This window comes from Palleronia abyssalis (assembly GCF_900302445.1).
GTDB classification, from domain to species: Bacteria; Pseudomonadota; Alphaproteobacteria; order Rhodobacterales; family Rhodobacteraceae; genus Palleronia; species Palleronia abyssalis.
In genome coordinates, this window is record NZ_ONZF01000011.1 from 36,726 (window position 1) to 55,577 (window position 18,852).

16 protein-coding genes are annotated in these 18,852 nt (G+C 65.8%); 3 read left to right on the forward strand and 13 right to left on the reverse strand.

Annotated elements, in window-relative coordinates; all coding sequences use genetic code 11:
• Positions 1-48 precede the first annotated feature (48 nt).
• From PAA8504_RS17710 to PAA8504_RS17730, 5 genes are all read right to left on the reverse strand, one after another.
• Positions 49-771 (reverse strand): cell wall hydrolase, encoded by a 723-nt coding sequence (locus PAA8504_RS17710; protein WP_245897683.1) that lies wholly within the window; start codon positions 769-771, stop codon positions 49-51.
• Between the two features lie 171 nt (positions 772-942).
• The gene (locus PAA8504_RS17715; protein WP_370739705.1) at positions 943-3,495 is read right to left on the reverse strand and encodes a putative PEP-binding protein; all 2,553 of its coding nucleotides are present in this window, start codon (positions 3,493-3,495) and stop codon (positions 943-945) included.
• Positions 3,496-3,558: 63 nt separating this feature from the next.
• Positions 3,559-5,763 carry a glycine--tRNA ligase subunit beta gene (gene glyS / locus PAA8504_RS17720; protein WP_108895483.1) on the reverse strand — a complete coding sequence of 735 codons (2,205 nt, stop codon included), beginning with the start codon at positions 5,761-5,763 and terminating at the stop codon, positions 3,559-3,561.
• Positions 5,763-6,263 (reverse strand): DUF6446 family protein, encoded by a 501-nt coding sequence (locus PAA8504_RS17725; protein ID WP_108895564.1) that lies wholly within the window; start codon positions 6,261-6,263, stop codon positions 5,763-5,765. The genes glyS and PAA8504_RS17725 overlap by 1 nt, the downstream gene beginning before the upstream one ends.
• Positions 6,260-7,183: a glycine--tRNA ligase subunit alpha gene (locus PAA8504_RS17730; protein ID WP_108895484.1), complete on the reverse strand. Its 924-nt coding sequence runs from the start codon at positions 7,181-7,183 to the stop codon at positions 6,260-6,262. The genes PAA8504_RS17725 and PAA8504_RS17730 overlap by 4 nt, the downstream gene beginning before the upstream one ends.
• 167 nt (positions 7,184-7,350) lie before the next feature.
• On the opposite strand from PAA8504_RS17730, the gene PAA8504_RS17735 reads away from it, so the two are divergent.
• Positions 7,351-9,096, forward strand: a complete 1,746-nt coding sequence (locus PAA8504_RS17735) for a serine protease (protein ID WP_146190525.1) — start codon at positions 7,351-7,353, stop codon at positions 9,094-9,096.
• Positions 9,097-9,112: 16 nt separating this feature from the next.
• Here the strand turns inward: PAA8504_RS17735 and PAA8504_RS17740 are convergent, their stop codons facing one another.
• On the reverse strand, positions 9,113-9,919 hold the full coding sequence (locus PAA8504_RS17740) for a hormone-sensitive lipase (protein WP_108895486.1): 807 nt from the start codon (positions 9,917-9,919) through the stop codon (positions 9,113-9,115).
• 135 nt (positions 9,920-10,054) lie between these two features.
• Here PAA8504_RS17740 and PAA8504_RS17745 point away from each other — a divergent pair, with 135 nt between their 5' ends.
• Positions 10,055-11,527, forward strand: coding sequence for an NAD-dependent succinate-semialdehyde dehydrogenase (locus PAA8504_RS17745; RefSeq protein ID WP_108895487.1), 1,473 nt, complete (start codon positions 10,055-10,057; stop codon positions 11,525-11,527).
• Positions 11,528-11,710: 183 nt separating this feature from the next.
• On the opposite strand, the gene PAA8504_RS17750 is transcribed toward PAA8504_RS17745, so the two are convergent.
• From PAA8504_RS17750 to PAA8504_RS17770, 5 genes are all read right to left on the reverse strand, one after another.
• Positions 11,711-12,169, reverse strand: coding sequence for an Hsp20 family protein (locus PAA8504_RS17750; protein ID WP_108895488.1), 459 nt, complete (start codon positions 12,167-12,169; stop codon positions 11,711-11,713).
• Positions 12,170-12,325: 156 nt separating this feature from the next.
• Positions 12,326-13,138, reverse strand: coding sequence for a trypsin-like serine peptidase (locus tag PAA8504_RS17755; RefSeq protein WP_108895489.1), 813 nt, complete (start codon positions 13,136-13,138; stop codon positions 12,326-12,328).
• A 71-nt stretch (positions 13,139-13,209) separates the two neighbouring features.
• On the reverse strand, positions 13,210-14,580 hold the full coding sequence (gene glcF / locus PAA8504_RS17760) for a glycolate oxidase subunit GlcF (protein ID WP_108895490.1): 1,371 nt from the start codon (positions 14,578-14,580) through the stop codon (positions 13,210-13,212).
• A 103-nt stretch (positions 14,581-14,683) separates the two neighbouring features.
• A complete protein-coding gene (locus PAA8504_RS17765) occupies positions 14,684-15,769 on the reverse strand; it encodes an FAD-binding protein (RefSeq protein WP_108895491.1) in 1,086 nt (361 codons plus the stop codon).
• A 37-nt stretch (positions 15,770-15,806) separates the two neighbouring features.
• Entirely contained in the window at positions 15,807-17,249 is a 1,443-nt protein-coding gene (locus PAA8504_RS17770; protein ID WP_108895492.1) for an FAD-linked oxidase C-terminal domain-containing protein, read from the reverse strand.
• 107 nt (positions 17,250-17,356) lie between these two features.
• Between PAA8504_RS17770 and PAA8504_RS17775 the strand changes: the two genes are divergently transcribed.
• Positions 17,357-17,704 carry a hypothetical protein gene (locus tag PAA8504_RS17775; protein WP_108895493.1) on the forward strand — a complete coding sequence of 116 codons (348 nt, stop codon included), beginning with the start codon at positions 17,357-17,359 and terminating at the stop codon, positions 17,702-17,704.
• On the opposite strand, the gene PAA8504_RS17780 is transcribed toward PAA8504_RS17775, so the two are convergent.
• Both PAA8504_RS17780 and proC read right to left on the reverse strand, forming a co-directional pair.
• A complete protein-coding gene (locus PAA8504_RS17780) occupies positions 17,701-18,036 on the reverse strand; it encodes a tRNA-binding protein (RefSeq protein ID WP_108895494.1) in 336 nt (111 codons plus the stop codon). The two genes, PAA8504_RS17775 and PAA8504_RS17780, sit on opposite strands and share 4 nt — an antisense overlap.
• A complete protein-coding gene (gene proC, locus PAA8504_RS17785; RefSeq protein WP_108895495.1) occupies positions 18,033-18,833 on the reverse strand; it encodes a pyrroline-5-carboxylate reductase in 801 nt (266 codons plus the stop codon). Before proC ends, PAA8504_RS17780 begins: the two co-directional genes overlap by 4 nt.
• Positions 18,834-18,852 lie beyond the last annotated feature (19 nt).

An 18,852-nucleotide genomic window follows, 5' to 3' on the forward strand; every position in this document is an offset into this window, starting at 1 on the left:
CCGTGCTACGGTTTCGGTGTTACGACACGGGGGCCGATGACGAAAGGGTCAGCCGTAATTGTAGAAGTGATGGGCGCCGATGGTGGTCGTGCGGGCGAAGACCCGGCTCCACGACGGATTGACGGCCTTGGTGTGATAGAACAGGGCGCCTTCGGTCAGGTCACGCGGCCCCTCGTCGATCATCAGGCGGGCGATCTTCTTCATGCGTTCATGCGCGCCCGTCTCGCGGATCCGGTCGGGGATGCCGTCGCAGGTATAGCTGAACTGGCAAGCGTATTTCTTTCCGGTCCCCTGGTTCACGACCTTGCATATGCTCGACGGGAACCGATCCGAATCCACCCGGTTCAGGATGACCTCGGCCACCGCGAACACGCCTTCGGCCGACTCGCCGCGGGCTTCGAAGTAAAGTGCCTCGACCAGGCACTCGAACTGCGCGTCGCCCGAAGCGGCTGGCAGGGTGTCCACGAAGTCGTAGGTATGGTCGATCTTGAAAACCGCCGCGCGGGTCTTCGAACCGAACACGCGGTTCAGGCCGGCCCCACGCTGGGGGCGGACCTCAGGGGCCGACGTACCCAGAAGGCCCTGCAACCGCGTGCCCAAGGTCGGTTCGACGGCCAAGCCACCGGACAAATCCATGGTCGGCGACGATTTCGTGCTGAACCGAATCTCGGCTTGGGCGTTGCCTGTCGAGATCACAGAAAGCGCCATGAGCAGGCCAAGTATCATCGTAGCGCGCCGAAAGACGCGCAGTGCGAAGGTATCGCTCTGCATCGGTATCCCCGTATCCCAGAATGTTCGTTGCGGGGGCGTCAACTCAGCCGCATGTCCCAGCGACCCGCCCCCCGAAGCAAGCGGGGCCCGTTTACGAAACGATACGCGGGTCGCCAACCATGACGCTAAAACTTGCGCAACTTCCCGCCGACTTATGTAAAGTCGCGGAACCTACCGGTCCGGCGGGGCAGTCATTGTGCGTCCCCGTTCACGGATCGCAATATGTGCTGCGGCCATCCTCGCGACAGGAACACGGAACGGCGAGCAACTGACATAATCGAATCCCGCCGCGCGGACGAACGCGATCGAGTCGGGATCGCCGCCGTGTTCCCCGCAAATCGACAGAATCACATCCGGTCGCCCGCGGCGTCCGCGCTCGGCCCCGATGGTCAGAAGTTCGCCCACGCCATCCTGATCGAGTTGCAGGAAAGGATCGTCGGGGAAGACTTTTTCGCGGACATAGGCCGACATGAACCGGCTGGCGTCGTCGCGCGACAGGCCATAGGTCATCTGCGTCAGATCGTTCGTCCCGAAACTCAGGAACGTTGCGTATTCTGCGATCTCGTCCGCCCTCAGCGCAGCGCGCGGCGTTTCGACCATGACGCCCAGGTTATAGTCGAACTCGACCCCGCTTTCGGTACGGACCTGTGCCGCGACGGCATCGATGCGCGACTTGACCAGTTCCACCTCGCGCCGGGCCGAGACGAGTGGGATCATCACCTCGGGCGTGACGCGCGGCGTTGTCGCGACAGCGGCCTCGAAAATCGCGCGCGCCTGCATTTCGTAGATCTCGGGGAAGGCGATCCCCAGACGGACGCCCCGCATTCCGAGCATCGGGTTGAATTCCGCCAATGCCCGGATCCGCGTCTGCACAGCCTCGAGCGGCAGGTCGAGGCTGGCGGCAAGGTCGAGCATCCCGCGTCGGTCCGAGGGAAGGAATTCGTGCAACGGCGGGTCCAGAAGCCGGATCGTGACGGGTCGCCCCGCCATGATGTGGAACAGTTCGGTGAAATCAGCGCGCTGGACGGGCAGAAGCTGATCCAGCGCCGCGGCGCGGTCGGTCCGGGATTCGGCAAAGATCATTTCGCGCATGACCGTCAAACGACCGTCGTCGAAGAACATGTGCTCGGTTCGGCACAGGCCGATGCCTTCCGCATCGAACCGCGCGGCCACGCGGGCTTCGGCAGGGGTGTCACAATTCGCGCGCACGCCGATGTCGCGGCGTTCGTCCGCCCATTGAAGAATGATGCGGAATGCATCGTCGAGCGCAGGCTCCAACAAGGGCGCAGCGCCCTGGATGATCTGCCCCGCCGCCCCGTCCAACGTGATGACATCCCCCTCGCGGTAGGTGCTGCCATCGGGGGCACGGAAACGCCGGTTGCGTTCGTCGATGGCAATGTCGGAGGCCCCGACGACGCAGGGCAGTCCAAGTCCACGCGCGATGACCGCGGCGTGGCTGGTCGGCCCGCCGCGCTCGCACAGGATGCCGCGCGCGGCATGCATCCCTAGGACGTCATCGGGCGTCGTCTCGCGCCGGACGAGGATCACGTCCTCCTCCCGGGCCAGCGCCGCCTGCGCGGCTTCCGCGGTAAAGACCAGCCGACCAGTCGCCGCACCGGGCGCCGCAGGGATGCCGGTGGCGATCAGCGACAGCGTCGCCTCGGGGTCGACTTGGTGGTGCAGCACGTCCAAAAGCGCACGGGGCGCAATTCGCAGCACAGCCTCGCCCTCGGGGATGATGCCGTCGGTGGCCAGATCCACCGCGATCCGCAACGCCGCACGCGAACTGCGCTTGACTCGGATAGCATCCAGGATGTGTAGCGCACCGTGGTGGATCGTGAACTCGATCTGCATCTCTTCGCGCAGCCGCGTCCGGCACAGGCCACCATAGGTTTGAAGATGCTCGTAAATCTCGGGCGCATGATCCTGTAGCGACGTCCCCCTGGGATCGGAGGTGAGGTAAAGCGCCCCTGCCCCCTTCACCAGTGCCTCGCGTCCTTGGCTTTGCCGCATGTATCGCCCGGTGATCTGTGGCCCGCCGGTCTTCGAAGACACGAACTGGATCACGCCCGATCCGCTTTCGCCCTGCGCCGGATTGCCCACGCCCAGAACCATGCGCTGCACGACCAGCCCCAGCCCCGCATCCGCGGGCGCCCCGCGCGCCTGGCGCAGAATCCGGGCCGTCGTGCCGTCCCAGGCGCGGGCCATGGCCGAAAGGACGGCATGAAGCTGCGCGGCGGGGTCCTGCGGGAAGGGCTCGTCCATCTCCTCTTCATAGGCGGCGAGCATGGCGTCGATGTCCTGCCCGTCGAAGAGGTCGGGGTTCAGCCGTGCGATCTGCGTCGCGAAGGACTGTATGAACCTGGAATACAGCGCGTCGGCCGCCTGCGGACCCAGCCGATGAGACAGCGCAGAATGCTGCGCGCGGGTCATGCCGATGTTCAGGACCGAGGGCGGGCCGCCCCAGTCTGCCGTGGTCGAGGAAGGACGAACCGAAACCAGCGCCCCGCCGCCGAACATGTCGATCAGGGCGGCCGTGTCGATCCGTGTCCCTTGCGCGATTCCGGCCACCGTTGCGAAATCGATGGCGAAGGTATCGGGGACGGGAAGGCCCAGCCGGATCAACCGTTGCAGGCACTTGGCCCGCCCCCCGTTGGCGGCGGATCTGATGTTCGCGGTGGGCGTGATATAGGTCACGCCGGGGATGTCCGGCTGTTGCTGCACTGCGGCGCTCCTTGTCCGCGCGAGCATAGGCAGTGGGTCGCGCGGGGCAAGTGTGCCGTTATGTCAGCCCTCGATCCGCGTCAGGTCCGCGACCCCGAGGCAGAGATCGCGGATCCGGCTGAGCAAGTTCAGCCGATTGCGCCGCAGGATCTGGTTGTCGGCGTTGATCTGCACGGACTCGAAGAACGCGTCGATGGGCGTACGCAGAAGGGCCAGCGTGGTCATGGCGGTGGTAAAGTCCTCTTCGGCCATGGCTTTCTGGATCACCGGCTCCTGCGCGTCGAGCGCGGCGAACAGCGCGCGTTCCTCGTCCGTATGGGCGTGCTTGGCGTCGGCCCCGAACGAGTATTCGACGCCGTCCTTCTGCTCGGCCTGCGCCAGGATGTTATTGGCGCGCTTGAACCCCTGCACGAGATTGGTGCCATCGTCGGTCTTCAGGAACGCCGCCAGCGCCCGGGTGCGCTTGACCAGCAGCGTCAGGTCGTCGGCGTTCGGCATGGCGAGACAGGCGTCGATGACGTCATGCGGGATGCCCTCGTCGCGAAGATGGACCTTCAGGCGGTCGTGGAAGAAGGCGAGGAGGTCTGGATAAAGTTGAACTGCCTCGTCAACCCAATCCGCGGACGCCAAATCCCCATGGAGATGGCCAGAAAATTGCGTACCGTATTCCTTTGCCGCCGCAATAGCGTCACTTATCGCGCCAAGTACATTCTCGCGCTCTCTTACGACGAGATCTGTCCTCATTTCGACAAGGGACGGGTTGGTCGCATTGAAAAGCCTTAACCGCAGCTCATTCACCAACAACAACCGGATCACCCCCAAAGCCGCCCGGCGCAGCGCAAAGGGGTCTTTCGACCCTGTGGGCTTCTCGTCAATCGCCCAGAAGCCAATCAGCTTGTCCAGTTTCTCAGCCAGCGACACCGTTACGGAAACCGGCGCGGTCGGCACCATGTCGGATGGCCCCAACGGCGCGTAATGCTCGGCCACGGCATCAGCCACGGTATCCGGGAAACCAGCACTTTTCGCGTAATAGCGGCCCATGATCCCCTGCAATTCGGGGAATTCGTAGACCATTTCGGATGTCAGGTCGGCTTTGGCCAGCCGCGCGGCCTGCTCGGCCTGATCGGCATCCGCGCCGACCACGGGGGCCAGTTCGCGGGCCAGCGCCGCGATGCGTTCGACCCGGTCGGCCTCGGACCCCAGCTTGGCGTGGAAGGTCACCGACTTCAGGTTCTCGATCCAAGCACCCATGCCGTCCTTCGCCACGGCCAGGTCGTTCTGCCAGAAGAACGCCGCGTCGGCCAAACGAGCGGCCAACACGCGCTGGTTGCCGTTCAGGATCGTCGCCCCGTCATCCGCCGTCTCGCGATTGGCCACGGTGACGAAGCGCACGATCCGCCCCGTCTCGGGATCGCGGACCGAGAAAAACTTTTGGTGCTCGCGCATAGAGGTCTGAAGCACCTCGGGCGGCAGGTCGAGGAATTGCGCGTCGATCCGGCCCATCAGCGTCACGGGCCATTCGACCAACCCTGCAACCTCCGACAACAGCCCCGCATCCTCGACGATCTCCAACCCCGCGGCGAAACACAAGTTGGCGGCATCGGCGCGGATCGTCTCGGCCCGCTCGACGGGATCAAGCATCACGAAGGCGCGTTTCAGCTTGTGCTGGTAATCCTCGAACCCGGTCACGCGGATCTCGCCCGGGGCCATGAACCGGTGGCCTTCGGTCACGTCGCCCGCGCGCAGTCCGTCAACCTCGAACGGTACGACCTCGTGCCCCTCGGGGCCGGTCAGGATACAGACGATCCGGTGCAACGGCCGCACCCAGCGCAAGGACCCTTCGCCCCAGCGCATGGACTTGGGCCAGGGGAAATTGCGGATCGTCCGCTCCAGCACCTCGGCCACGATATCGGGCGCGGCGCGGCCCTTCCGCTGGATGCGGGCGTAGTAGACCTGCCCCTTCTTCTCGTCGCGGACATCCAGGTCCCCGCGCGCGACCCCGGCCCCGCGCAGGAACCCCTCGATCGCCTTGTCGGGCGCGCCGACCTTGGGACCCTTGCGCTCTTCCACGGTGTCGGGAGAGCGGTCGGTCAGCCCCTCAAGCGCCAGTGTCATGCGGCGCGGCGTGACCATGGTACCGGCATGGGCATAGGTCAGCCCGGCCTCGACAAGGCCGTCGGTCATCAGGCGCTTCAGATCCTCGGCCGCGCGGGCCTGCATCCGGGCGGGGATTTCTTCCGAGAAGAGTTCGATCAGAAGGTCGGACATCATTGATCCTCGCGCGGCGGGCAATCCTCGCCGATCTGGGTGCCGTCATAGGCGACTTCGCCGCAATTGTTCAGCTGGTGCCAGACATAGCCGCGGCCATCGTCGGTGATCGCGACGATCCGGTCGGCGCCATAGGCGATGTTCTCGGTCCCCAGGAAAGCGCGGGCCGTCCCGGCCTCCAGCGCCTCGCCGATGGCGTCGGCGTCAAAGCAGTCGAACCAGAACGGTGCGGTCAGGGGGGTCGCGTCTTCGTAGGGGACCGCGTCGATATCCGGCGTCAGGTCGGTGTTGAAACAGGCCCGGAATCGGATCGGGGACGAGTTGGCGTCGATCGCCTCGATATTCGTGGCAGATGCACGAATTGTGCTATTTTCAGCCTGAATCTCGAAGCCTTCGGGGCTGACGCGGTCATAATAGTGAAAGACCTGCAGATACCAGACTCCGACCGCCGTCAGCAGACCGACGAGCGCGATGACGATGACGAGGATGCGGCCCATCATGCCGGTTCGGCCCACCCGCCCGCTTCAGTCATCAGGAACGCATCGGCACATTGCTTTGCCAGCGCCCGCACACGGCCGATATAGGCCTGCCGTTCGGTGACCGAGATCACGCCCCGCGCATCCAGCAGGTTGAACACGTGGCTGGCCTTGATGCACTGGTCATAGGCGGGCAGCGCCATGACGATGCGCCGTCCCGTGCGCGGATCGAGGGCCGGCTGATCCAGAAGCGCGGCGCATTCGGCCTCGGCCTCCTCGAAATGACGCAGAAGGACGTTGGTGTCCGCAGTGTCGAAGTTGAAGCGGGCGTATTGTGCCTCGGCCTCGCGGAAGATGTCGCCATAGGTCAGCGATTGCGGATGGCCCGGCTTGTTGAAGGGCATGTCCATCACGTGGTCGACCCCGAGGACATACATGGCCAGCCGTTCCAGCCCGTAAGTCAGCTCGCCCGAGACGGGGTGGCAGTCGTGGCCGCCGACCTGCTGGAAATAGGTGAACTGGCTGACCTCCATGCCGTCGCACCAGACCTCCCACCCCAAGCCCCAGGCGCCCAGGGTCGGGCTTTCCCAGTCATCCTCGACGAAGCGGATGTCGTGCAGGTCGGTGTCGATCCCGATGGCCCGAAGACTGCCCAGATACAGGGCCTGAAGGTCCGGCGGGCTGGGTTTGATGATGACCTGGTACTGGTAGTAATGCTGCAGCCGGTTCGGGCTGTCGCCATAGCGCCCGTCCGTCGGCCGACGCGAGGGCTGCACATAGGCCGCCGCCCATGCCTTGGGGCCGAGCGAACGCATCGTGGTCGCAGGATGGAAGGTGCCCGCGCCAACCTCCATGTCGTAGGGTTGCAGCACGGCGCAGCCGGTCGCACCCCAGTAGTCCTGAAGTGCAAGGATGACGTCCTGAAAGCAGGTCGGCTTGGCCATGAGGATCCCCCGGGAAAGGCGCGGCCTGAATAGGCAGAAGGGCAACAAGGGTCAATCACGCCTCATTGTGATCGCCCGCTTTCTTGACGGGGTCGCCCTGTTCGGCCCTTCTGGCGCGCGATGGGTCGCCCGAGGCGGCCGGCAAGGTTGGATTTTACGGGTTCAGAATGATTTTCAAGTCAAGAAAGGCGCTGGCGCTTCTGCTGGCAACGACGGCGACCCCCGCGGTTGCGCAGCAGGTCTGGCTCCAGGTCGAGGCGCAGGGAACCCGCGAGAGGGCGATCGACACGGCACAGGATTATGCGGCCCAGATCGAGGACGTCCACACGCTGGAAATCGTCGGGTCGAGCTATTATGCCATCGCCCTTGGCCCCTTCACCGAGAATGAAGCCGCCGCGCGCCGGCGCGAACTTAGGGCGCGCGGCCTGATCCCCGGGGACAGCTACACCGCCGAGTCCGAAGCTTATGGCGCGGTCGTGTGGCCGGTCGAAGCCGACGCCGCGACGATCCTCGCGCAGAACGAGAGTGAGACCCAGACCGACGCGCAGGCCGTATCCGAGTCCGAACCCGCGCCCGAGCCGGACGAAACCCCCGCCGAGGCACGCCGCAGCGAGCAGGCGCTGACCCGCGAAGACCGGGAAGAGATCCAGATCGCCCTGCGCTGGAAGGGCTATTACGACGCTGCCATCGACGCTGCCTTTGGGCGCGGCACCCGGGCCTCGATGGCCGCATGGCAGGCCGAAAAGGGGTATGACGAGACCGGCGTCCTGACCACGCGGCAGCGCGCCGAGCTTCTGCGCGAATACAACGCCGTGCTCGAAGGGCTGGGGTTGGAGCCTGTAACCGACACCCGCGCCGGGATCACGGTAGTCGTGCCGAGCGACTTGGTGGCATTCGATCGCTATGATCCGCCCTTCGCCCATTACGAAGGCGTCGACGGGGCCGAGGTCGAGGCGAAGGTCCTGCTGATCTCGCAAGAGGGGGAAAGGGCCGACCTCTACGGTCTTTACGACATAATGCAGACGCTCGAAATCGTGCCCCGTGAGGGGGAGCGTGAGCGGCGCGAAAGTGGCTTTACCCTGATCGGGCGCGGCGACGGCATCGTCAGTCAGACCGAAGCACGGCTGGAAGACGGGCAGATCAAGGGCTTCACGTTGATCTGGCCCGCGAATGACGAAGACCGCCGCACGCGCGTCATCGACGAGATGATCGACAGTTTCGAGACCACCACGAGCGCCGTTCTGCCCGACGTGATCGGCGAGCCGACCGAGGATCAAAGCGTCGATCTTCTGGCAGGTCTGCGCATCCGCACCCCCGCGGTCGTCCGATCGGGCTTCTACGTGTCGCGGCGGGGCGAGGTCCTGACCACCGCCGACGCCGTGGACCAGTGCGAGCGGATCACACTGGACGACGATATCGAGGCGACAGTGGATTCCGTGGACGCGGATGCCGGCCTTGCCCTTCTTACCCCGGCACAGGCTCTGGCCCCGCGCCAGCACGCGACGTTCCTTGATGGTGTGCCCCGCCTCAACACCGAGGTGATCCTGTCGGGCTATTCTTTCGATGGCCAGCTCGGTGCGCCGTCGCTGACCTACGGGACGCTGGTGGCGATGACGGGCCTCGACGGGGACGAGGATTTGCGCCGCTATGACCTGTCGTCGAGGTCGGGCGACGCCGGAGGACCTGTCTTCGACCGAGGCGGAAGCGTTCTGGGCATGCTGCGCTCTGCGCCGGAGACCGGGCGCAACCTCCCGGACGGGGTCTCTTTCGCCACCGACGTGGACGCGATCCGGGACTTCCTGACCGGTGCTGGCGTGATGGCCGAAACCGGGTCCGCCGGCGCGGACCTGCCGCGCGGTCAGATGGAACGCCGCGCCACGGACATGACGGTTCTGGTCGGCTGCTGGAAATGAACGAAGGTGGCCTGCGTCAGCGCCCGCCATCGCCCTCGAACAGGGACGTCATCATCGGACTGTCGGGATCCTTGAGCCCTTCGATCACGTCGAAATGGTGCCGCCCTGCATCCACCACCAGCGGTGCGTCCCATTCCTCGGACAGCCAGCGCGCCTGATCGAGGAAGGCGGGAAGCTCGGCCCCGCCGACCCAGACGGTGACGGGCACGTCATGCACCCGCTTGCACAGGATCGGGCTTTCCAACGATGCTTCTTCGGGCGTAAGTTGCAAATCCTCGTTCATCGACAGGTCAAGCAACGGCCGCAGGTCGGACACGGGCGAGATCGACAGGACATGCGCCAGCCGTTCTGTCACGGACTCGGTCAGCATCGGGTCGGCGCAGAGCATGCGCGCCACCAGGTGTCCGCCCGCGGAATGACCCGCCAGCCGGATCGGCCCCTCGGGCACCTGTTCGGCCAGCATCGTCACCGCCTGCGCAATCTGTAACGTGATGCGCGAAATGCGGGCCTCGGGCGCCAGGGTATAGGACGGCATGGCAACGGCATCCCCCCGTGCCAGCGCGCCGGCGGCGAAATGGGACCAGTCATGGCGATGACGCGACCGCCAATAGCCGCCGTGGACGAACACCGTCAGCCCCTTGGGCGGCGCCTCGGGCAAGAACAGGTCCAGCTTCTCGCGCGCGGTGGCCCCATAGGGCAGGCCAAGCTGAGCACGTGCTCCCATGCCGTCGCGGAACGCCTTGGCGTCGGCGGTCCAGCCCGCGCTCAGGTCAGTGACGCCCGGGACGGCAGCGCTGTTGTCGTAATCGGCATCCGTGACCATTCCGCCATTCCCCTTCGGTGCATTCACCATTCTGTGTAGGCCGCTATGGCCGGTCCCACAATCTGCGATCTGCCGCCTATCGAAGCGGATGGCCCCCGCACTAGGTCTGTGACCAGACCAAGATCAGAGGCGAAGATGACCCAGACGAACCTGAAAACCCTTCTCTCGGACCCCGAGCTGCTGAACCCGCGTGCCTATATCGGCGGGGACTGGGCCGATGCGTCGGGCGGCGGAACGTTCGAGGTGAAAAACCCCGCCCGTGGTGACGTGATCGCGACGGTGGCCGATCTGGGGCGGGATGACGTGGCCCGGGGGATCGACGCTGCGTATGAGGCGCAGAAGAGCTGGGCGAAGCGCACGGCGGAGGATCGGGGCGCCGTACTTATGAAATGGCACGACCTGATGGTCGAGCATGCCGACGACCTTGCTACCATCCTGACCGCCGAACAGGGTAAGCCAAAGGCCGAAGCCAAGGGCGAAATCATGTATGGCGCCGGGTTCATAAAGTGGTTCGCGGAAGAAGCGCGACGCGTCTATGGCGAGATCATCCCCGGCCATGCCCCCGACAAGCGGATCCACGTCATCCGTCAGCCCGTGGGCGTCGCGGCGGCAATCACGCCCTGGAACTTCCCCAACGCGATGATAACCCGCAAGGCCGGACCCGCCTTGGCAGCAGGCTGCGCTTTCGTCGTGCGCCCGCCTTCGCTAACACCGCTGTCGGCACTGGCGTTGGGCGTGCTGGCCGATCGGGCGGGGATGCCGAAGGGCATTCTGTCGATCCTGCCCTCGACCGACTCGAGCGGCATCGGCAAGGAGTTCTGCGAGAACGAGAAGGTGCGCAAGCTGACCTTCACAGGCTCGACCGAGGTGGGGCGCATTCTGCTGCGCCAGTCTGCGGACCAAGTCATGAAGACGTCGATGGAGCTGGGCGGCAATGCCCCTTTCCTGGTCTTCGACGACGCCGATCTGGACAAGGCGGTCGAGGGTGCCATCGCCTGCAAATTCCGCAACGCCGGTCAGACCTGCGTCTGCGCGAACCGTATCTATGTCCAGTCAGGCGTCTACGACGAATTCGCGCGGAAACTGAAGGATCGCGTCGCGCAGATGAGCGTCGGCGACGCGCTGGAGGGTGACGTCGATCTCGGCCCGCTGATCGACCAGGACGCGGTCGAGAAGGTCGAGGCGCATATCGCCGACGCGACCGCGAAGGGGGCCGACATCATCTATGGCGGGAGCCGGCACGAGAAGGGCGGAACGTTCTTCCAGCCGACGGTCCTGACCGGCGCCACGCAGGACATGGCCTTCGCGACCGAGGAAACCTTCGGCCCCCTTGCCCCCCTGTTCCGGTTCGAGACCGAGGACGAGGGAATACAACTCGCGAACGATACCATCTTCGGGCTGGCCTCGTACTTTTACGCAAAAGACTACAGCCGGATCACGCGGGTTTCTGAAGCGCTGGAATACGGGATAGTCGGGGTGAATACCGGACTGATCTCGACCCCGGTGGCGCCTTTCGGCGGCGTAAAGCAATCGGGACTGGGTCGCGAGGGCTCGTCGCATGGCATAGACGAGTATCTGGAGATGAAATACATCTGCCTAAACGTCTGAGGGGGCGTCGCCCCCGCCTGGCGATGCCAGCCCCCCGTGGGTATTTCGACAAGGGCGAAGGGATGGCCGCTTCGGGCAGACCCTTCATCTGCGTGGCGGACGGATGTCGCGGCTCATCCGGTCGTCGGGACATGAAAAAAGGCCGCGCATCGTGGCGCGGCCTTCGTCGGTTCAGATCTGCGATTATTCGGCAGCGATCTGATGATCGACCGTGCCCGCGTCCTTCTGGATCGCGATGCGACGCGGCTTCAGCGCCTCGGGCACTTCGCGCTTCAGCTCAATGACCAGCATGCCGTTGGCGTGGCGCGCGCCTTCGACACGGACATGGTCGGCAAGGTGGAAGCGACGCTCGAAAGCGCGGGTGGCGATCCCGCGGTGCAGATAGGTGCGGTTCTGGTCGTCATCCGATTTACGGGCCGAGACGATCAATGCATTCTCGCGCTGTTCGACGGTCAGGTCCTCCTCGGAGAAGCCCGCGACCGCAATCTCGATGGCCCAGGCGTCGTCGCCGGTCTTTTCGATATTGTAGGGCGGGTAGGTCTGCGCGCCAGCATTGTCGCGAACGACGCGTTCCATCAGGTCGGCCATCTGATCGAAGCCGACAGTGGCACGGTAGAGGGGGGCGAGATCAAAGGTTCTCATATCGGTTCATCCTTGAGTTTAAGCGATCACCAATTTGCCACCTTTCCACTCGGGAACAGGTGGCCGCCGGACCCTTCGTAGGCATCCGACAAGAGGAATCTGGGAGGGCGCACGGGCATCTTCAAGTCCCGCGGAGACCGAAAAAATTGCCCCGGATCAGGGCCTCAGGAACTTTCCCGGACCGTGCGCGCGCGCCGTGTCGGGGGTCAGCCGCCGCACTTGGGGTGCGGCACGAAAGAACACCCCGTCCGAGCCGGAAAGCTCGGCCCGAAGCGTGGGCAAAGTCGCAGCGAGATCCGTCCCAATAGAGACTTTCTGCGCCCCGGCATTGGCCATGGCCGAGACGACCGAGACGATCCGGACGCCACCATGAGCAAACGACAACACCGGTGCCCCTGACGTTCCGTAGTCCGCTTCGCACGACATGATAAGCGCCCCCCTATCACGCCCAAGGACGCTGCATTCCTCCTGCAGGGAGGGTCGATCTGCGCGATCATGCGCGTAAGAGACGACGCCCACCGCCGCGCCGGTTCCGTTTTGCGCCATCGGGATCGGCGCGACCTGGACGGTGTCGACGGGACGGTCGAGCTCGATCAATGCAACGTCATGGGCAAGGGTGCCCGCATCGTTCATATCCGGCCGGTACCCCTTTGCGACGACCAGCCGCCGCCCGGTCCGGTAGGCGTCGGCCCTGCCATCCCTGAACCCCGCCAGAAAACGGATATCGCCCGGCATGGCGGTGGTTCCGTCCGTCCGCACGACGCAATGGGCGGCAGTCAGAACCACCCTTTCCTCGATCAAGGTCGCCGTGCAGAAGTTGTTGCCCCCGACCTCCAGCCGTCCGACGGCCCGGAAGGGCCGACTGTCGTCCCCGTTGGACAGATCCCGAAGCGCGCTGTCGCCCGCGACGGCTGGACCACCGAGTAAAAAGGTCAGGACAAGACCCCGCAAGACCGTGAAAATGCGCATGAACAGCCTGCTTTCCGATTGGTGTGCCTTATCCTGACTGGCCCGAATGTCCGGGATCGGGCGCGTTTCGGTCAGGGGTTGGACAAATCGGGCGGGATCTTGTCCGGTCGCGGCCCGCCGGTGGCCCAGTCCAGAAGCTCGACCGTGTGCACCACCGGGATCCCGGTTCCGCTGGCGATCTGGGTCATGCAGCCGATATTCCCGGCCGCAATCACTTGCGGCGCCTTCGCCTCGAGCGTTTTGACTTTGCGCGCCTTTAGCTGCGCGCTGATCTCGGGCTGCATCAGGTTGTAGGTCCCGGCCGAACCACAGCACAGATGGCTGTCTTTCGGCTCGACCACCTCGAACCCGGCGCGGGCCAGCAAGGTCTTCGGCGCCCCCTTCACTTTCTGCCCATGCTGTAGCGAACAGGCTGCGTGATATGCCACCCGCAGCGCGCCCTGCCCCGCCGCCGTGGGGTGCAGCGCATCCGTTCCGGCGATGTCGCCGGCCGCCTCATTGGGGGTGTGCAGCGCTTCTCTCCCGGGCAGCAGGCGTTCGAGAAGCTCGGACACGTCACAGGCCAGATCGCTGATCTCCGCCGCCTCGTGCGCCATGTCGGTCATGCGCAACATATGCCCGTAATCCTTCACGGTCGTTCCGCAGCCCGACGTGTTCACCACCACCGCATCGAGGCCGCCGGCCCGCTTGACCGCCTGCCACGCGCGGACGTTCGCCTTGACCTGCGCATGGGCCTCATGCGCCTTGCCCATGTGATGGACCAGAGCGCCGCAGCAGCCCATCCCGTCGGCGACGACGACCTCGCAACCCAATCGCGTCAGAAGGCGCACGGTGGCCTCATTGATGGCCGGGTCCAGCGTGGACTGCGCGCAGCCCGTCAAGAGTGCGACCCGCATCCGCGACTGGCCTTCGGCCTTATGGGTCTGCGGGCGGTCGACGTCGGACCGCCGGGCGATCCGCGTTGGCGCCATATCCAGCATCGCCCGAAGCCGCTTGTCCGGCATCCAGCTGCGGAAAGGACGCCCCAGCTTCGCCGCCTGCAACGCCAGCCGGAAGCGGCCCGGGTAGGGCAGGATGCGCGCCAGCGTCCACCTGAGCGCACGGTCGGGCCAGGGGCGGGTATAGGTCCGCTCGATATGGACGCGGGCGTGATCGACAAGGTGCATGTAGTGAACGCCCGAGGGACAGGTCGTCATGCAGGCAAGGCACGACAGGCACCGGTCGATATGCTTGACCGTGGTCGCATCGGCCGGGCGGTCATTTTCCAGCATATCCTTGATCAGGTAGATCCGCCCGCGGGGACTGTCGTTCTCCTCGCCCAGCACCTGGTAGGTCGGGCAGGTCGCGGTGCAGAAGCCGCAATGGACGCAGGCGCGCAGGACCTCGTTCGACCGGGCGGTGTCGGGATCAGCAAGTTGGTCGAAGGTGAAATTCGTCTGCATCAGGTCCTGTCCCGGCTTGCGGCTTCGTAGACGGCGCGGATCATCCCGAACCCGCCGGCGGGCGACCGAACTGGAAGGGCGGTCGGTGCCCGCATCGCTAAGGTCATGCCGGAACCGCGCCGGCGAAAATACCCCGAGGGTCGAAGCGGGCGGCGATATCGCGGGTCAGGCGTTCGACGGCATCGGATCCCGGGTGTATCGTACCCAAGGCGGCGTGGGTTTCCGGGTCCGCACGGATCAGCGTTGCATGCCCGGGCAAACCCATCAGGGCGCGCAGATCGGTGCCGGCGGGCGCTTCGGCCCAGATCAGACCGCCGCCCCAGTCCATCATCCAGCGCCCCGGCAGCCCGGCCACCAATTGCGCCGCGTGCGACGGTCGGACCGAGATGCGCCACAGATCATCGGAAGGCGCGGCGAACCCGGTCGCATCCCGCAGATCGGTCCACGATACGTCACCTTCCAGCTGCCACTCGCCGTACGCGGCCAAGGCATGTCGCAGGCGTTCCGCGCGATAGGCGACCGAAGTCTCACTGCCTTCGATCCGCAGCATCGTGCCAAGCTGAGGCTCGTGGACCGCACCGGTCACTTCGAACGGCGTACCCAACGCTGCGGACATGGCGGCAACGGCGCCCGCCGGGTCCAGACCATGCGCCCGAAGCGTCGCCGTCGCTGCCACGCCGGGCAGAAGCTTCAACCCGATCTCGGTCAGAATACCCAGCCGCCCGCGCGACCCGCACATGAGCTTGGTCAGATCGATGCCGGTGACGTTCTTCATCACCCGCCCGCCATTCTTGATCACAGCCCCGTCGCCGTCGACGAAACGCACGCCGATGACACTGTCGCGCGCCGCCCCCGCCACCATGCGGCGGGGCCCGCTGGCATTGGTGGCCACGCATCCGCCCAGGGTCGGCGTGCCGTCGCGGCCCAGCACGCGGCGGCTGTCCCAGGGCTCGAAGGCCAGACGCTGGCCCTCGCGCGTCAGGGCATCCTCGATCTCGACCATGGGGGTGCCGGCACGCGCCACCATCGTCAGCGCGCCCGGCTCGTAGAGGACGATCCCCGACATGCGCCGCGTGGTCAGGTCGCCCCCGGCCAAGGGCGCGCGGGTGCCGCCACCACGAACCTCCAACGGCCCGGTCGCATCCCGCACCATCCGCGCCAGATCGGCTTCGCTTTCAGGCTCCAACATCTTCACCCTTGTCCAAATACCCCCGCCGGAGGCGCCCTCATTCCGCGGCCACGGCCCGACGCGGCGCGCTGATTGACAGGGGGAACACTTTCGCGGGGTTCAGCAACCACGCGGGGTCGAACACGTCCTTTACCCGCATCTGCGCTTCAAGGTCGACCGGGTCGAACTGAACCTGCATCAGGTCCCGCTTCTCGACACCGACGCCATGCTCGCCGGTCAGGCAACCGCCCGCCTCGACGCAAAGGCACAGGATATCGGTCCCAAGCGCCTCGGCCTTCTCCAGCCCGTCTTCGGAATTGGCGTCGAACAGGATTAGGGGATGCATGTTGCCGTCGCCCGCGTGGAAGACATTGGCAACCTCCAGCCCGTAGCCCTTCGCCAGATCGGCGATCCCGCCCAGAACGCGCGGCAGCTCGCCCACGGGGATCGTGCCGTCGAGGCAGATGTAATCCCCCAACTGCCCCATGGCCCCAAAGGCCGACTTGCGGCCCAGCCAGATCGCCGCGCTCTCTTCCTCGGACGCGCTGACACGCAGTTCCACCGGGTCCAGTCGGCGGGCGATCTGGGTGATGACGCCAAGTTGCTCGTCGATCTCGGCGTCCGACCCCTCAACCTCGACGATCAGCATCGCCTCGCAATCGGGATATCCCGCGCCCGAGAACGCATCGGTCGCCCGGATGCAGGGGCGGTCCATGAACTCGATCGCGACAGGCAGGATACCGGCCTTGATGATGTCGCCGACGCATTCGCCCGCCGTCTCGGACCTGTCAAAGCCGATCAGGACGGGGCGCGCGCCCTCGGGCTTGGGCAGGATGCGCAACGTCGCCTCGGTCACGACGCCCAGCTGCCCTTCCGAGCCGCAGATCAACCCCAGAAGGTCCAGGCCCGGCGTGTCCATATGCCCGCCGCCCAGCTCGACCACGGTGCCGTCGATCAGCACGGCCGTGGCGCCCAGAAGGTTGTTCGTCGTCACGCCGTATTTCAGGCAATGCGCCCCACCCGAGTTCATCGCAATATTGCCCGCGATGGCGCAGGCCAGTTGCGACGAGGGGTCGGGCGCATAAAAGAACCCGTCCTCCTCGACCGCGCCGGTCACCTTGAGGTTGGTGATCCCGGTCTGCACGCGAATGATCCGGTCGGCGTAATTCGTCTCGAGCACCTCGGTCATCCGGCTGACGCCCAGGATCACCGCATCCGCCGTGGGAAGCGCCCCGCCTGCCAGCGACGTGCCAGACCCGCGCGGGACCACGGGCACGCCTTCTTCGTGGCAAATCCGCAAACAAGCCGCGACGTCCTCGGTCGTTTCCGGCAGGACCACGGCCAGGGGCGGGCACTTATAGGCCGTCAGGGCGTCGCATTCGTAGGGGCGCAGCTCCTGCGGCTCGTGGATCAGCGCGTCGGCAGACACCACGGTGGCCAGCCTGCGCACCAGCGCCGCCTTCTTCGACAGGATCGCGGGATTCGGGTCCGGCATCTGCATCGGGGCTCCTCCTGCGGTCAGGGTAGGCCCGCCGCGCCGCACTGGCAAGACGACCCGGGGCGGCCTAAGGTCCCGGTCGTGCAAGTCCGCATCGGGGACCTTAGGCCATGATCCGCGCCTTCATAATTTGCGCCGCCACGGCGGTCCCGGCCTGCGCCGACCCTGCCCAAATCGTCGAGGCAGAGGCTACGCGCGCCGGGGCGGACTGGCGCGTATTTGTCACCCTGCGTCACGACGATACGGGATGGGATGACTACGCCGACGGTTGGCGGGTGGAGGATGCCGAGGGCACGGTCCTCGCCCTTCGCGAACTTCTGCACCCCCATGTCGATAAGCAACCCTTCACCCGATCGACCCTCACCTCCATCCCGGCGGACGCGAGACGGGTCTTTATCCGCGCCCGCACCTCGACCGATGGCTGGGGCGCGGATCGCACCCCGCTGGGCCTGCCCTAGTACAGCCGGCCGCCCAAAGGTACCTCGTGGCCGGGTCCAATCAGAACGACTTCGCCGTCGTCATCCGGCACGCCCAGCACCAGCACCTCGGACAGGACCTTGCCAATCTGGCGCGGTGGGAAGTTGACCACCGCCAGCACCTGCCGTCCGATCAGCCCCTCGGGCGTGTAATGTGCCGTGATCTGGGCCGAGGATCGCTTGACCCCGATCCCTTCTCCGAAATCGACGCGCAGCTTGAAGGCGGGTTTGCGGGCCTCGGGGAACGGCTCGGCCTCGACGATGCGGCCGACCCGAATATCCAGCTTCTGGAAGTCCTCGAAGGTCGCACTCATGCCCCAAGCTCGCGCGAACGGGCGGCTGCGGCGGCGACGGTGCGTTTCATCAGGTCCGGCAGTTCGGCCATCAGCACGTCCAGCCCGGCCTGCGTGGTGCCGTTGGGGCTGGTGACATCCTCGCGCAGGGTCGACGGCGCCTTCGGGCTGTCCTCGGCCAGCTGCCCCGCACCGCCCACGGTCGCCTTGGCCAGCGCCATCGCCAGATCGGGCGACAGCCCTTCGGCCTCGGCAGCCTTCGCCAGGCATTCGATCATGTGGAACACATAGGCCGGTCCGGATCCCGAAACGCCCGTGACGGCGTCCATCTGATCTTCGCTTTCCAACCGCACAGTCTGGCCCACGGCATTCAGAAGGTGCTCGGCCAGGTCGAGCGACGGCGCACCCTCGTCATTCGCGACGATGGCCGTCACCCCCCGCCCCACCGCGGCCGGCGTGTTGGGAATGGCCCGGATCACCGGCGTGCCGCCGCCGAACGTCTTCTCATACCGGGCAATGGTCACCCCGGCGGCGACCGACAGGACCAGGGTTCCGCCACCACCGAACTGGCCCACCTGCGGCAGGGCGTCGTCCATCATCTGCGGCTTCACCGCGACGATCAGCAGGCCCGGCTGCTCGGGAAGGCCGCCGTTGATCGTAACGCCCGTGCCCTGCAGCCATTCGGACGGGTTCGGGTCGATCACGAAGACATCGCCGGGATCGAGCGCGCCTTTCAGCCACCCCTCCAGCATGGCCGATCCCATTTTTCCGCAGCCCAGCATCACCAGCCCGCGGCGTTTCAGCGTTTCCATGTCCATCGCACGATCCTTTCCTTTG

What these genes read in the sequence shown, in the direction of transcription:
- PAA8504_RS17710 (WP_245897683.1), bottom strand. Translation starts at nt 771, where the DNA reads ATGCAGAGCGATACCTTCGCACTGCGCGTCTTTCGGCGCGCTACGATG.
- glyS (WP_108895483.1), bottom strand. Translation starts at nt 5,763, where the DNA reads ATGTCCGACCTTCTGATCGAACTCTTCTCGGAAGAAATCCCCGCCCGG.
- PAA8504_RS17725 (WP_108895564.1), bottom strand. Translation starts at nt 6,263, where the DNA reads ATGATGGGCCGCATCCTCGTCATCGTCATCGCGCTCGTCGGTCTGCTG.
- PAA8504_RS17730 (WP_108895484.1), bottom strand. Translation starts at nt 7,183, where the DNA reads ATGGCCAAGCCGACCTGCTTTCAGGACGTCATCCTTGCACTTCAGGAC.
- PAA8504_RS17735 (WP_146190525.1), top strand. Translation starts at nt 7,351, where the DNA reads ATGATTTTCAAGTCAAGAAAGGCGCTGGCGCTTCTGCTGGCAACGACG.
- PAA8504_RS17740 (WP_108895486.1), bottom strand. Translation starts at nt 9,919, where the DNA reads ATGGTCACGGATGCCGATTACGACAACAGCGCTGCCGTCCCGGGCGTC.
- PAA8504_RS17745 (WP_108895487.1), top strand. Translation starts at nt 10,055, where the DNA reads ATGACCCAGACGAACCTGAAAACCCTTCTCTCGGACCCCGAGCTGCTG.
- PAA8504_RS17750 (WP_108895488.1), bottom strand. Translation starts at nt 12,169, where the DNA reads ATGAGAACCTTTGATCTCGCCCCCCTCTACCGTGCCACTGTCGGCTTC.
- PAA8504_RS17755 (WP_108895489.1), bottom strand. Translation starts at nt 13,138, where the DNA reads ATGCGCATTTTCACGGTCTTGCGGGGTCTTGTCCTGACCTTTTTACTC.
- glcF (WP_108895490.1), bottom strand. Translation starts at nt 14,580, where the DNA reads ATGCAGACGAATTTCACCTTCGACCAACTTGCTGATCCCGACACCGCC.
- PAA8504_RS17765 (WP_108895491.1), bottom strand. Translation starts at nt 15,769, where the DNA reads ATGTTGGAGCCTGAAAGCGAAGCCGATCTGGCGCGGATGGTGCGGGAT.
- PAA8504_RS17770 (WP_108895492.1), bottom strand. Translation starts at nt 17,249, where the DNA reads ATGCAGATGCCGGACCCGAATCCCGCGATCCTGTCGAAGAAGGCGGCG.
- PAA8504_RS17775 (WP_108895493.1), top strand. Translation starts at nt 17,357, where the DNA reads ATGATCCGCGCCTTCATAATTTGCGCCGCCACGGCGGTCCCGGCCTGC.
- PAA8504_RS17780 (WP_108895494.1), bottom strand. Translation starts at nt 18,036, where the DNA reads ATGAGTGCGACCTTCGAGGACTTCCAGAAGCTGGATATTCGGGTCGGC.
- proC (WP_108895495.1), bottom strand. Translation starts at nt 18,833, where the DNA reads ATGGACATGGAAACGCTGAAACGCCGCGGGCTGGTGATGCTGGGCTGC.